The sequence below is a fragment of the Pseudoalteromonas sp. Hal040 genome (genome assembly GCF_037162425.1).
In the GTDB taxonomy this organism is placed as follows: Bacteria; Pseudomonadota; Gammaproteobacteria; order Enterobacterales; family Alteromonadaceae; genus Pseudoalteromonas; species Pseudoalteromonas gelatinilytica.
This window is the reverse complement of sequence record NZ_JARLUU010000001.1, coordinates 896,876-910,260: the sequence shown is the minus strand read 5'-3', so window position 1 is coordinate 910,260 and position 13,385 is coordinate 896,876. Positions and strand designations below refer to the sequence as shown.

Annotated in this window: 16 protein-coding genes; 9 read left to right on the top strand and 7 right to left on the bottom strand. The window is 40.4% G+C overall.

Going from position 1 to position 13,385, the window contains the following annotated elements; genetic code table 11:
• The first annotated feature begins 57 nt into the window (after positions 1-57).
• Together P4S60_RS04145 and P4S60_RS04140 are read left to right on the top strand one after the other, a co-directional pair.
• Positions 58-978: an alpha/beta fold hydrolase gene (locus P4S60_RS04145; RefSeq protein ID WP_337115102.1), complete on the top strand. Its 921-nt coding sequence runs from the start codon at positions 58-60 to the stop codon at positions 976-978.
• A 43-nt stretch (positions 979-1,021) separates the two neighbouring features.
• Positions 1,022-1,714, top strand: a complete 693-nt coding sequence (locus tag P4S60_RS04140) for an ATP-dependent Clp protease proteolytic subunit (RefSeq protein ID WP_337115101.1) — start codon at positions 1,022-1,024, stop codon at positions 1,712-1,714.
• Between the two features lie 14 nt (positions 1,715-1,728).
• On the opposite strand, the gene P4S60_RS04135 is transcribed toward P4S60_RS04140, so the two are convergent.
• From P4S60_RS04135 to P4S60_RS04125, 3 genes are all read right to left on the bottom strand, one after another.
• Positions 1,729-3,096 (bottom strand): alkaline phosphatase PhoX, encoded by a 1,368-nt coding sequence (locus P4S60_RS04135; protein WP_337115100.1) that lies wholly within the window; start codon positions 3,094-3,096, stop codon positions 1,729-1,731.
• Positions 3,097-3,208: 112 nt separating this feature from the next.
• On the bottom strand, positions 3,209-3,862 hold the full coding sequence (locus P4S60_RS04130) for a hypothetical protein (protein ID WP_166339157.1): 654 nt from the start codon (positions 3,860-3,862) through the stop codon (positions 3,209-3,211).
• Positions 3,863-3,877: 15 nt separating this feature from the next.
• Positions 3,878-4,645, bottom strand: coding sequence for a MipA/OmpV family protein (locus P4S60_RS04125; RefSeq protein ID WP_337115099.1), 768 nt, complete (start codon positions 4,643-4,645; stop codon positions 3,878-3,880).
• A gap of 448 nt (positions 4,646-5,093) precedes the next feature.
• On the opposite strand from P4S60_RS04125, the gene P4S60_RS04120 reads away from it, so the two are divergent.
• The 4 genes from P4S60_RS04120 to P4S60_RS04105 all read left to right on the top strand — a co-directional run bounded on the left by P4S60_RS04120 (position 5,094) and on the right by P4S60_RS04105 (position 7,750).
• Positions 5,094-5,990, top strand: coding sequence for a sensor histidine kinase (locus P4S60_RS04120; RefSeq protein ID WP_337115098.1), 897 nt, complete (start codon positions 5,094-5,096; stop codon positions 5,988-5,990).
• 3 nt (positions 5,991-5,993) lie between these two features.
• Positions 5,994-6,629: a response regulator transcription factor gene (locus P4S60_RS04115; RefSeq protein ID WP_337115097.1), complete on the top strand. Its 636-nt coding sequence runs from the start codon at positions 5,994-5,996 to the stop codon at positions 6,627-6,629.
• Positions 6,630-6,717: 88 nt separating this feature from the next.
• A complete protein-coding gene (locus P4S60_RS04110) occupies positions 6,718-7,188 on the top strand; it encodes a DUF4920 domain-containing protein (protein ID WP_054551863.1) in 471 nt (156 codons plus the stop codon).
• Entirely contained in the window at positions 7,181-7,750 is a 570-nt protein-coding gene (locus tag P4S60_RS04105; RefSeq protein ID WP_337115096.1) for a PepSY-associated TM helix domain-containing protein, read from the top strand. Before P4S60_RS04110 ends, P4S60_RS04105 begins: the two co-directional genes overlap by 8 nt.
• Positions 7,751-7,807: 57 nt before the next feature.
• Here the strand turns inward: P4S60_RS04105 and P4S60_RS04100 are convergent, their stop codons facing one another.
• Together P4S60_RS04100 and P4S60_RS04095 are read right to left on the bottom strand one after the other, a co-directional pair.
• Positions 7,808-8,617, bottom strand: a complete 810-nt coding sequence (locus P4S60_RS04100; protein WP_337115095.1) for a hypothetical protein — start codon at positions 8,615-8,617, stop codon at positions 7,808-7,810.
• Between the two features lie 98 nt (positions 8,618-8,715).
• Positions 8,716-9,165 (bottom strand): Lrp/AsnC family transcriptional regulator, encoded by a 450-nt coding sequence (locus P4S60_RS04095; RefSeq protein ID WP_054551870.1) that lies wholly within the window; start codon positions 9,163-9,165, stop codon positions 8,716-8,718.
• A 99-nt stretch (positions 9,166-9,264) separates the two neighbouring features.
• On the opposite strand from P4S60_RS04095, the gene P4S60_RS04090 reads away from it, so the two are divergent.
• Entirely contained in the window at positions 9,265-9,855 is a 591-nt protein-coding gene (locus P4S60_RS04090; RefSeq protein WP_337115094.1) for a LysE family translocator, read from the top strand.
• Between the two features lie 59 nt (positions 9,856-9,914).
• Here the strand turns inward: P4S60_RS04090 and P4S60_RS04085 are convergent, their stop codons facing one another.
• Both P4S60_RS04085 and P4S60_RS04080 read right to left on the bottom strand, forming a co-directional pair.
• Positions 9,915-11,096 (bottom strand): hypothetical protein, encoded by a 1,182-nt coding sequence (locus P4S60_RS04085; RefSeq protein WP_337115093.1) that lies wholly within the window; start codon positions 11,094-11,096, stop codon positions 9,915-9,917.
• A gap of 256 nt (positions 11,097-11,352) precedes the next feature.
• Positions 11,353-12,024 carry a penicillin-insensitive murein endopeptidase gene (locus P4S60_RS04080; RefSeq protein WP_337115092.1) on the bottom strand — a complete coding sequence of 224 codons (672 nt, stop codon included), beginning with the start codon at positions 12,022-12,024 and terminating at the stop codon, positions 11,353-11,355.
• Between the two features lie 145 nt (positions 12,025-12,169).
• On the opposite strand from P4S60_RS04080, the gene P4S60_RS04075 reads away from it, so the two are divergent.
• Positions 12,170-12,823 (top strand): hypothetical protein, encoded by a 654-nt coding sequence (locus P4S60_RS04075; RefSeq protein ID WP_337115091.1) that lies wholly within the window; start codon positions 12,170-12,172, stop codon positions 12,821-12,823.
• Positions 12,808-13,317, top strand: a complete 510-nt coding sequence (locus tag P4S60_RS04070) for a GGDEF domain-containing protein (RefSeq protein WP_337115090.1) — start codon at positions 12,808-12,810, stop codon at positions 13,315-13,317. Before P4S60_RS04075 ends, P4S60_RS04070 begins: the two co-directional genes overlap by 16 nt.
• Positions 13,318-13,385 lie beyond the last annotated feature (68 nt).

Below are 13,385 nucleotides of genomic sequence, written 5' to 3'. Positions count from 1 at the left end.
AACTGCCAACTTCACACACTAAGCTGATGATACCTGCGTAAGCTTATTTGTCAGTCTATGGAACATATCCTTACAGCCAGTGGTATCAGTATTAGTTATCAAGATGAAGGCGATGAAAATGCGCCTGTGATCATCTTGATTATTGGCTTAGGTGCTCAATTTACCGTTTGGCCAGAGTCGCTTTATTTTGGCTTAGTCGAAAAAGGTTTTCGGGTTATTCGTTTTGATAATCGTGATGCAGGGCTATCCTCATCGTTAGATGAGTTAGGCAAGCCGAGTCTTGTAAAGCATTGGCTTAGCCGTCGATTACCCATTCGTGCAAAACTGCCCTATTCGCTCGATGACATGGCTCGCGATGTAAAAGAATTAATGGATGCACTGGCTATCAAAAAAGCGCACTTAGTGGGGGCGTCGATGGGTGGCATGATTGCGCAAATTGCCGCGGCAAAGTATAAAAAACGTGTGCTGAGCTTAACTTCAATTATGTCGAGTAGCTCGCCGTTATCGTTTTCGGGGTCAAACATAAACCTATTAGTAAAGCTCGCTAAAATACGACCCCGGAGCAGTAATAAAGAAGCCGCGATTGATTACAATGTTAAGCTCAACCAACTCATTGGCAGCCCAGCCTATCCACAAGATGAACACGCTTTATACGCCAACGCACAGCGCTATATTGAGCGGGCCCACACAAATCAAACAGGCTTTAAACGTCAGCTTGCAGCCATTGCCGCAACGCCCTATCGTGAGCAACTTTTAAAGAAGATTAAAGCCCCCACCTTAGTGATCCACGGCAGTGCTGATCCTGTTATGCCACTGTCTGCGGGTATCAACACCGCAATCTTAATAAAGCGTAGTAAGCTAAAAGTTGTGCCCGGAATGGGCCATGATTTTCCACCCGCCTTAATGAAAAAAATGACTAAGTGGATTGCCAAACACGCCGCTAAAGTCAGCGCCAAAAAAGCCGCTAAAAAACCCTAAAAGCATGATAGAATTATCATACAATTTATAAGGTTAGCGTTTTATGTTGCGTGTATTTTTTAGTCTATTTTTAATCATCCCTTGGTTAAGCTTTGCCGGTGTGTCACTAAGCGAGCAGCGCATTATTTATCAGGGCGAAATTAGTGCCAAAAACAATCAACATGTTGCACAGCTTTTGGCTGAGCAGCCAAACATAAACAGCATACAAATCACCAGTGGTGGCGGAAACGTTGATTTAGGTATGGATCTCGCCGAATTAATTTTGGCGCATAATTTAAAGGTTCATGTAAAACAATTTTGCTTTTCGTCGTGTGCTAATTATGTATTGCTTGCAGGAAACCCTACTACCATAGCTAATAACGCCATTGTCGGTTGGCACGGCGATGCCGCTTCAGCTCGCTGGCGAGATAGCGATATTGATGCCATGGTAAGCCATTTAAAAGAGCCAGAAAAAACAACCAAGTGGCAGGCTTTACGCACTCAATACGACGAAATAATCGCAAAAGCCGTGGCACGTGAAAAAGCCTTTTATACAAAACGCGGTGTTAAGCATGAATTGCTAACCATTGGTTTATCTGAAGAGCTAAAACGTGCAGCTGTGGCACAAAAAGCCAGAGGCTGGAGCTACTCAAAAAAAGCACTCAATACACTGAATGTGAGTAATATTGAGTTTGCAGATTGGCAGCCCCGCTCGGCAAAGAACTTTCCGTTACTAATAATTGATGAATTAGAGTAAAGCTCTTTTATTTGTTAAACACTAAACTGATGCCATGGGCCTGTTATAGCAAGTGTTTTTGACGGTGAGTAAACGTTCACAAACAAAGTGCTACCATCTGGTGAAAAACAGGCACCTGCCAGCTCGGTTTGCGCCACTAAGCGGGCAAAATTATAAACTTGCCCTTGGGGTGTCACACCGCGAAGATGATTATCAACCACATCGGTGTATTGGTCTTCACAAACAATTAAATGACCATTAGGTGACACGGTAAGGTTATCGCCAAAGTTGTAAAAGGTTTTGCTGGTACTTTCTACAAACAACGAGATTTTACCAGGTTGCTGTGCTTCTTTATCTGTGCCCTCAAATTCTGATGGCTGATATTTCATAACCTGACCAAGTTGTTTTTTACCACCATTGGTACAGCAGAAATAAAGCTCTTTATCACCCCAGTGAATACCTTCACCGCGAGCAAACAATGCTGCGCCTTGTTTGTAGCCACGTAGGCGTAGGTCGTCTTTCGGGCTTTCAGGGTTATCTAGATTGACCCACTCAACCTCAAGCTCTTGATGTAGCCCCATGGCTTTATTATTCCAGTTACGGCTATCGAATTGTGGCTTACCTTTTACCACCATAGCTTGTAATTGCCCGCCTTTATGCAGCTTGCCATATTCATTTGGAATAAAGCGATAAAAGACGCTATCACCTTTGTCTTCTGTTAAATAAACAATGCCTGTGCGCGGATCAACGGCAGCCGCTTCGTGGTTAAATCGACCCATGGCTTTTAATGGCTCAGGTTTAATTAAGCCTTTGCTATTTGCGGGTACTTCAAAAATATAGCCGTGGTCTTGGTTAAATCCATCGGCTTTGGTATCTGTGGTTTCTTCGCACGTAAGCCAGGTGCCCCATGGCGTGATACCGCCAGAACAGTTACGAATAGTGCCGACCAATGACAAGTATTCTTGCTCTTTTTGATGGGTTTTTAAGTTATACACGATATGACTTGTGCCACCCGGTAACGCCACACCGTCACTGTTAGTATCAAAAGCCAGGGGCGTTTTATGGTTGGCAATACTTGCCTCAGCTTTCGCTAAATCTTTTGGTTTTAGCTCATGGTTTCGCACTAATGCAACGCGGTCATTACCAAGCGCTAGGCAACCCATGCCATCGGCTTTATCGGGTACCGTAAACCCATCAGACATTTTCTCACCTAGGCTTGAAACTACTTGATAACTAAAGCCCTCAGGTAAGTCGAGCAATTTATCTGTATCAGGAATTAACGGGCCAAAGCCGACAGCCGTTGTTTTTAAATCACCTAACGACACTTTACCTATGGCACTTTTTGATAATCCTAAAAAGGCCAATGTGCCCGCCCCTACTAAAAATTCTCGACGTGAAACCATGCTAACTCCAAGCTAAAAACCAGCTTTATCATACAAATAAAAAAGGCATTATAAAGCAATGAAACGATAAAAAGTTACATTATCACAATATTCACGAAATTGTCATAAAGCACTACTCTTTGATGATTGCTAGTTGCTCATTAGGTAGCAGCACAATTAAGTAACCACGCTGCTCTAAGTTACAAAAATCAAATTCAAAACCTGCAATTTGTAAGTCACTAGCGCAATGAGTTAGCGGTATATAAGCTGTTGCTGTTGCTTCAGTTAATTCACTATTAGCAAGTTTATAGCTGTAGTTCGTATTGCCGATAAAACTAACCAGCCTAACCACAGGGTAATCACCACTATCTACAGCCTCAGTGCGTGCTAAAAAAGCCAGTTTCAGCGTTTCGCCATCCATATAACTGATCACATAATTAGCTATATCACTAACAACCCACTTTTGTAGATGAGCTTTTATTTCAGCATCATAAAAAGCTGCAAAGCCAACCTTTCCGACCACAGAACGCTTAAAGTTAAGCTTTTCAAAACCACCGTAGCCATCGATTGATTGTTGAAAGTTCTGCTCCTTATAAATTGCGCTTGTTGGTGTGTTGTTTCGTAGGTTCATCATATAAAAATCAACCGGGTACTCGCTAAAGTTATAAACATAATAGTCACTTTCATAGACACCTTGGTATAAATCGTCTTCGTCAAACACTTCTTCTTCAGCGCTATTGCAACCAGTTAGTAAGAGTAAAATGCATAATCTCAGTAGATAATTCATTGCTCATCCCTTTTTCTAAAAACGATAATTTATAGTTGCAGTGAATTGCTGCTTGGCAGTTTCTCCCACTAGCGGGCTTTTTTTGATAGTTGAGTCAAGTTGCTCATACCGCACGCTCGTAAAAACAGACCACTGCTTATTAAAAACATAAGTCAGGTTTAGCGAGGTGAATGGGTTAAGGGCTGCACTTGGCTGATATTCATATCTGCCAAACTCAGGGGCGATATTGCCATTAGCTATGCCATACAGGTATTGAGTGTATTTTTTATCTTGCCAATAAAAACCGAGATCAGCACTTAGCTGTAACCCTAATCCTTGGCCATAAATCTGTAGGTTATAGCGGGCAAGAAACGTAAGTCCATCGGAGTGATTCGAAATATCTTGCGCTAAACGAACAAAAAGCTGCTTATATTGCAGCTGGGTTCTGAAGGTTAGCTCACCTTTGCCGTCTTTATAGTCAGTGAAAACCTCATCATCCGACAACTCATCACTAAAGATTAAACTGCTATCGTAGGTTTCATCTCGGAAACTAAGCCCCATTGACGCTTCAAATTCTGCGCCTTGTAAAAAGGCATATTGCACTAAGCCATATTTAGGCCCAATGCGCCAGTTGCCTTTTCGGGCGTTGAAGTATGGCAAGACCATGGTTTGAATATCATAATCTCGCCATGCTGTATCAATGGCCAATTGTGCAGCACCGACCTCCATTTGCCATTGCTGTGATTGCTCATCGGCCTTGGCATCATCAACAAATAATGCAGCTAAACAATAAGCTGCTATCAACAGATAAGAAAAAGACTATTTCGCAGAAATTCATGTTTGGTCATGATAATGTCCCTATATTGGTGTTTTAATGCAGTTTAACGCCTCACCATTAGGGCTGACTTGCTGCAAATGTCACATATTTAATCGTGACATTTGTCATATACATAAACGAATAATTGCGGATTAAATTAAACGTATGAACAAACTATTGCAAACGTTGATACATCGAAGCGATTTCATACTCTCAGCAATCACCTGGGGGTTTGTGTTTATTTATACTCTGCACGCTTGGTCGCAAAGAGCAGAATCGGCGCAGCTAAGTTTTAGTACAATAAATACGGTTTTGATCAGTGTGTTATTTATAAGCTTTTTTGCTTTTTTAATTTATTTTGAGTTTTTTAGAATACGATTTAAGCACTATCAAACCCATATTTTGAACTTCACTATCGCTAATGTTGTGCTATTGATGTGGCTATTTAATATTGGCTTTGTTGCAATTCTATTGATCATCTTCTTAGTTAAATTCAGCGATTACGAGCCAAACAAAGCCAGCCTCTATTTACTCATTTGCCTGCCCTTTTTGATGGCGCTGACGCTTCACTATGGCTTTGATAAGCAATTTGTATTGCTCAACGGGTTGGCTTTCACTTTATACAATAGCTTTGCCTATCGCTTTGCTACTCGGCTTATTTCTGAGCGTAAAGCCAAAGAACAAGCAGCCCATTTATTACGTGAATTAAAAGCAACTCAAGCACTTTTAAACGACACCGCAACTCGCGATGAACGTATTCGTATTGCCAGAGATTTACATGATACCCTTGGCCACCACCTTACGGGACTAAGTATTCACCTAGAAGTCGCCAATCATTGTGCTAACCATGAAGCACCAAAACACATAACTAAAGCACAACAAATTACCCGCTTGTTATTAAATGATGTGCGTGACTCTGTCTCGTCAATGCGCGAAAACCAAACCATTGATTTACATGCATCGCTTAATTCACTGTGCAGCCATATTACAGGCTTAAATGTCACACTCAATTACGATGAAAATATAAAAATAAGTGATACGTTATTGGCACAAACGTTATTTCATACTGTGCAAGAAGCGATTACGAATTGTATTAAACACAGTGATGCGACCGAGCTGTCGGTAAGCTTAGACCTCCAAGCTGATTCAGTGCATCTCACTATTTATGATAACGGTGGCGAAATGCCCAAGCTGAACTTAGGCAATGGCTTAACAGGTATGCAAGAGCGCTTAGCTTTAGTGCGAGGAGCAATCGAGTTTGAACAAAATAATAATGGGTTTGCGATTGCTGCAACGCTACCTCATAAACTTAATCCACATACTTTGGCGTAAAAAATGATTAGGGTATTACTCGTTGATGACCAAACATTATTAAGAGAAGGCTTAAAAAGCTTACTCGCCCTTAAAGCAAATATTCAAGTCGTGGCTGAGGCTGACAATGGTCAAACGGCTCTTGAGATGCTCAAGCAACATTCTATTGATGTTGTACTCCTTGATATTCGCATGCCTATTCTAGATGGTATTGGCGTACTGAAAAGTATGCAAGCACAACAGCTGAGGCAACCAGTACTGGTACTCACGACCTTTGATGATAGTGAACAAGTGCTAGAATGTATTCGCTATGGTGCTAAGGGTTATGCGTTAAAAGATATTAATTTAGAGCGCTTGGTCAGCGCCATCGAAACACTTGCTAAAGGTGGCTCAGCGCTAGCTCCTGCGATCACCGAGCGAATTTTGAATAAGCCCACTAAAACAACCGATACTTATTTAGCAACTCCTGATAAATTAAGTAAAAGCGAGCTTAGAGTGCTCAATTTAATCGCTGCAGGCTATTCAAATAGTGAAATCGCCGAGGCACTTTATAAGTCTGAAGGGACTATCCGTAATCAAGTGTCTTTTATTCTCAGAAAGCTAGATGTACGTGATAGAACCCGTGCAGCATTAAAAGCAATTGATCTAGGTTTGATATAATTGCAAATCATTTTTAATCTCATTAAGCTTTTATCATACAAGTAAATCGCTTAAACTAAGGCTTAATTTTTTTAAAGAAGCAACCGCTATGTTCCTAAAATCAAAAACATTTATTGCATTTTCATTGGCGCTTTTAAGCTTTAGCCAACACGCCTTTAGCTTACAGTTTGGCAATCAAGTCGACAGTGACAAACTCATTAAAATTTCGACAGTTATGGCCTCACCAGACGATTACCTTGCAAGTCCAATTACCGTGGAAGGGACTATCACTGGGGTTTGCGAAAAACGTGGTTGCTGGATGACGCTTGCATCTGACAAACGCTTTGAAAACTTACGTATCAAAGTTGAAGATGGCGACATGGTATTCCCGATGACGGCTAAAGGCAGTAAAGCTATCGTAACTGGTAAGCTCGATAAAATTCAGCTTAGCCTTGGCCGCACTAAAGCGCTACTAGCTCACAAAGCACAGCAAGCTGGCGAAAGCTTTGATGCAAACTCAGTGACTGAAGCAATGGCTATTTATCAGCTCGTACCGAGCGGAGTTGAAATCATTGAGTAACAAATCAAGTATCAACTGGTTTAAGTTAAACAGAAACTTACACCGCGATATTGGTTATTTTTGTGTTGGTTTAGTAATTATCTTTGCGGTTTCTGGCATTGCAGTGAACCACAAAGATGATTGGAACCCAAACTACAAAGTAAGCCACCAGCAAATCAGTGTGAGCGATGAAACTTGGCAATTAGATAATGACGCGTTGCTGATTGAGCAAATTATCTCTCATGCTGATGTAAGCGAGCCGGTAAAGGCCTCTTATTGGGTGTCGCCGCAAGAGTTTAAGGTGTTTTTAAAAAACGGTAACAACCTCAGCCTTAAACTCAATCAAGATATCATAAACTATGAAGCCATTGAGCCTCGTCATGTATTTCAAGCATTTAACCGCTTACACTTGAACGAGACAAACGCTTCGTGGGTGATTTTTTCTGATATTTTTGCTGGGCTATTGCTGTTTTTAGCGATCAGCGGCTTATTTATGATCAAGGGTAAAAATAGCCCATGGGGTAGCCGCTCTGTATTAGTCATTAGCGGTATGCTACTCCCCGCTGCTTATGTGTTTTTATAACAATCATTACAAAAAAGGCACTAGCGATTGCTAATGCCTTTTTTCGAAAAGCCGAACCTAGAACCTAAATTCAACGTTTACATTTGCTGCAGTCTCGCTTTCACTGCGATCAAACCAATTCATCGATTTATAAACTGCTTCACCTGTAATAGCGAACCAATGTGTAAATGCATATTCAAGTGCGATGCTGACACCTGCATTATGACCGTCGTGATCAGCACTAAAATCAAGGCATTGCTCTGGCGTATCACTACATGCTCCCGATAAAAATACATCACCTTCCTCTGTACGGTAATACATCTGGGTATAATCAACATCAATAGAGCCTTTTTGATAAAAGACACTGCCGTATAGCAAGGCTTTTGAGCTTAAACGGTATCCTGAAATAAGTGCAATATCATAAGTATCGTGCGACAAATCCCAATCATAGGTATCGTCTTCATAATTACCCGCTAATAGTGGACCATACCCCGCATCTTCACTGCGAATATAGCCTAGGCTGACGGCCATAGAGAAGTTTTTCTCGGCGGCCGATTCTAAAGGGCTGCCATAAAACTGATGCTTAATAGCATATTTTTCATAATCATGATCGCCACCAATACCAGCCCCTAGGGTAAGCTCAGTCGAATAACCTAAGGTCATACTCATCGAAGTCGTTATCGCTGTACTCGTTGATGTACTCTCGCTGGTATCTTTCGCAATGATCTTGCTTGTATCTGTACCGACGGTTGCACGAAAATGAAAGGGATCACTGTTGATCTCTGGGCTCTCAAAGCGTGCCATCGATACACCTGTTTCGGTTGTAGATTGACAGCCAGCTAATAAACCTAAAGCTATAAACGCCAAAAAAGGTTTAAACGTTTTCACGTAATTTCCTTATATATTATTATTTTAACGCGAAGATTCTAGACTAAGGCCTTATAGCTCGCAATAAATTAATAACAAAAAAGGTACAACCTCTATTATTAAGCGCGTTCGTCCTTCGGTGATTCCATCACGACATGAGTTGTAATGGTTCGTACTTGTGGGATTGAGCCTAATACATCAGCATGAAACGCTTTATAGGACTTAAGATCCGCCGTCTCAACCCTCAGCAAATATTCGAACGAGCCAGTTACATTGTGGCACTCTTTTACTTCATCAATAAATTCAAGAGCATGTTCGAATGCTCGCTGAGAGACTGTTGAGTGCTCATTTAAACCAACCCCAACATAAGCGATAAACCCTAGGCCAACGGCCTGATTATTAATAACCGCCCGATACCCTGCAATAACCCCAAGCTTTTCTAGCTCTTGCACTCTACGAAGGCATGCCGATGGCGATAAACCCACTTTATCTGCCAGCTCGGCATTGGCAATTCGGCCATTGCGTTTAAGCTCATGCAATATTCTGTCGTTAATTTTATCTTTTTTCATTTTTGATTGTGAACTTTAAATATACAAAACAATATTAAGCGCAAAAATTGCGCGCATTACAACTTATAATTGCATATAAATTCAAATGGAGAGATAGCGATGAGTTTTGAAATTTTAACAGCCTTGGCATTATTTGCTTTGGTGTCATCAATTACCCCTGGACCAAATAACTTAATGTTGATGAGCTCTGGTGCTAACTTTGGCTTTAAAAGAACCACACCACACTTACTTGGCGTGACGCTTGGCTTTATGTTTATGCTGGTTTTGGTGGGCCTTGGCATCATGCAGCTATTTGACTTGTTCCCACCAAGCTATTTAATATTAAAAGTATTTTGCATTGCTTACTTACTCTATCTGGCATTTAAAATTGCCACAAGTAACGCACAACAAAAAGCCAGTAGTGAGAGTAAGCCGTTTACTTTTATTCAGGCTGCACTATTTCAATGGGTAAACCCAAAAGCGTGGGCAATGGCATTAAGCGCGGTAAGCTTATATGCCCCAGACAAAAACCTCACCTCAGTGTTAATCGTAAGCCTCGTATTTGGTTTAATTAACCTGCCATGTGTCAGCTCGTGGACACTACTTGGCGAAAAGCTACAACACTGGCTTGCCAGCCCAAAGCGCTTAAAAGTATTTAACTACCTAATGGCAATACTATTAATCGCTTCAGTGATGTTTAGTTTGTTTTAAATGATTATTAAGATTGAAATACCAATTCACTTGATTAAGTGAATTGGCTTGGAGCTAAACTACATAAATTCAAACTGCTCAACAGTTGCGAGCTTTAATTTGTCTATGTCTTTTTTGGCCGCTTTACAATGACGACGTAACTTTGAAGGAACATCTTTATCTGCAACAAGGTTTTTTAGCATAGCTTGGTAACGCATCGATTGTGCATTGGCAATAATTTTACAATAGTACGCGACACCATCTAGCATACGCCCATCGACAGTATATTTATTTTGCCATAGCTTATTCGCTAATGCGTCTAGGTATTGCTCTTTGTAAACACCGATATTATAAAATTTCTTACCAAGGATTTGAGTTTCGGTACCATCAGCTTGGTTCACTACATCAACAAACTGATAATGTTCTTGGCTATTAACATTATAAGTTAACTTTGAATAAAACTGCCCATCTGCAGGTGACTTAACCATTTGAACACTGCCAAGATCTGTAAAATGAAATATTTGCATTTCAGGCTGGTTATTAAAAAAGCCTTTTTCAACATAACGAATATGATCAGGCTCACCTAACTTCTTAATAATAGCTTCCGCGCTTAGCCCCTGTTCAAGAAAAAACAATGGGTTATCAAATGACTCTGTTGTAATAGCAACCTGCTTTTTAATAGTCGCTTGCGTTTTTGGCGGCTCGGGAAGTACAACTTTACCCTTAACTAATTTGGCGATTACAGCTTCACTCTTATCAGGATCCCCTTTTAAAACAACAGCATCAGATACTTGCTCACCAGCGCTATTTACAAGCCAAACAGAAGAAAAGTCACTACTCAAATACCCCTTAACTAAATAACTTTGCCCTGCTTCTGGAATAAAAGATACATCACCTGTAACAATGTAATTCGTTCCTGAGTTAAACATATAGTTAATAGGTGCGGCATGATGGACCTGCGCTACTAGTGTTAGTATCATTTCCTCTGCAGGTACTTTTCGACTAAACCCAACAGGTGACAGAACCATACCTTGTCCATAAGTAGCTTGGTTGGTTGCCCTAATAGCGTTATTGACATCTTTGCCATTCACTTTACTCAAGTAAAAAAACCGTCCTGTACTAGTTGCCATGGTTCTGAAGGTGTCATCTATAGTTGCAGTTTCGCCCTGATACCCTTTGGGAACTGGGTTATAAGTTGTCATACAAGCAGTTAAAGTTGATACAAAGAATAAAGTAGCAAAGATTTGTATTAATTTTTTCATATTTTTTAATTCTAATTATTTAATAGTAAATTCAATTTTTAAGAGCTTAAACTATGTGCATAGTGAGGCTTTAAGCATATTAAATACAAACAGAGGCATGATTCTATTTTTCTTAAAGAAAACGTGAGGGACTTAATGAAAAGTGGCACAAGTTGAAACATCCATGTTTTGCGAAACGTACTTTATCAGCTTTTAGCTGCTTGTTCATTAAAACCGTATAATCTAATAAACAAATCTAACTGTAATGAATTGAAGACTATTTTTCACACGGCACTAAAAAATCAACATGGTAATGCTCATCATGTCGCACCCAGGATGGTTTAGTCGAAAACTGAATATGCTCTTTTAAGTAGTCTGCATACTTGGTTTTATAAAGCCCAGCTTGCAGGCTTGGGTCAAAGATCACGCGCCAAAGATCGTAACCTTTTGCTGTTGCCGATTTATGTAGCTCAACAATATGAGCTGCTAAAGCGGTGTAATCAATCTTAAACTGTTCAAACCGGCCTGGTTTATCAAATTCAATATCGTAGCCAAAACGATTAAATACATGTGTTGGCAAATGAACTGATTGCCCCTTTTCGTTAACAACAGGTGTCATAAAATCAACCGACAAGCCATTTTGATGGGTTTTATGTGGGCTAAACTTCCCGCCATTTTCTAAGCCCGTTTCAGCGTATTTGTATCGTTTATCTGGATGGGATTTCTGGAGCGCTTGGTAGGCATCAACAATGATGTTTTTTACCTGCGAATGAACATACGTACGCCCTGCCAGCTCAGCCACTTTGCTGTAGCTGGTAAAGTTATCACCCTTGCTGGGTAGCTTTACTGCATTACGTACATAGCCATTGGCAGTCGTTCCACCACAAACGCTATTAGCCAAAACCGACCCAGAGCAAAATAATAAGGCTAAAACTAAACATGTTTTCATTGTAGTAGCTTCTTTAAAAATTTAAAGCTTAGCTATTAATAAATGAACTAATGATTAAAGCATTTTTGAATCACAGGTAGGATTTAAAGGTGAGTAATTTTTCCTGTGCTAAGCTTTATTTACCTAGAGCTTTTCAGTGCGACTCATGGCTAGTAACGTAGAGAATTACTTTTACCACGGCTTTTTTGTTTTCTTACTCATTACGGTAGTAACCTGTTCCATTATAGCCACGCGCCTGATGCGCAGTAGTTTTAATAACCGCTCGATTTGCTTATTTAACCTGTTTTTTTACCTCGGTGTCATTGGCTTTGCATGGCTGTGGATCCAAGACTTATTAGACCTTGAGCCAAGTTTTCGCTCTGGCGTGGTGATTTATATGATTTCCATGACGTTGCTACAATTATCCATTTATAACCACGACGAACCCAGCCGATTCAATAAGGTAATAATTGCACATGGTGCTATTTTTTCTGTGTTTGCTCTCCTCACTCAAAATATAAATCAACTTGCCCTTGTCGAAGCCTGCTTTACATTAAGCGTGTTACCCGCACTTATTTACTTCACTACTAAACGCGCTGTATGTGAAAAGAATATTGGCAACACTGTGTTGTCGATGGCGCAATGTATTTTACTATTAGTGCCCATTTCACAGCTAAGTATTATTACCCATGAACATAACTTAGCAACCTTGTATTCGCTGACCGTCATTGCCCATGCAACCGTGTTTGTTATGACTGGGCTAGGTCTCATCACCACCCTGTTGGTGGATGAAAAAAGCGTTATTTGGAATTGTCTCTAAAAGACCCGCTTACCGGGCTCTACAATCGCCGCGGGCTGCAATTCATTATTGAACAACAGCAGCTATTCAGCCCAAACCAAACATCTAGTTTATTTGCCTGCGTTGTTGATATTGATTACTTCAAACAAATTAATGATAGCTATGGTCACGATGGCGGTGACCTAGTCCTAGAAGTGTTCTCTGATCTAATGAAACACCATTTGAATAAAGGTGACTTATGTTGCCGCCTTGGTGGTGAAGAATTTTTACTGTTGTTCTTTGCTACCGACATCAGCTCGGCTAAGCAATTTTTAGAGGGCCTACGTAAAACATTTGAAACCAGTCAAATAGCTTATCGAGAACATCGTATATCGGTTACCGCTAGTTTTGGTTTAACCAATTGGCAACCAAATGATAGCTTTGAAAGCTTAGTAAACCGCGCAGACAAAGCTGTTTATGCAGCGAAAAATAATGGCCGTAATCGCATAGAAACCAACAGCCAAAACAAGGAATAAATAACTAGACAAACAAAGAAAACAAATACCTTTCTATCAATCTTGTAAATTCTAACTCTGTCACTATA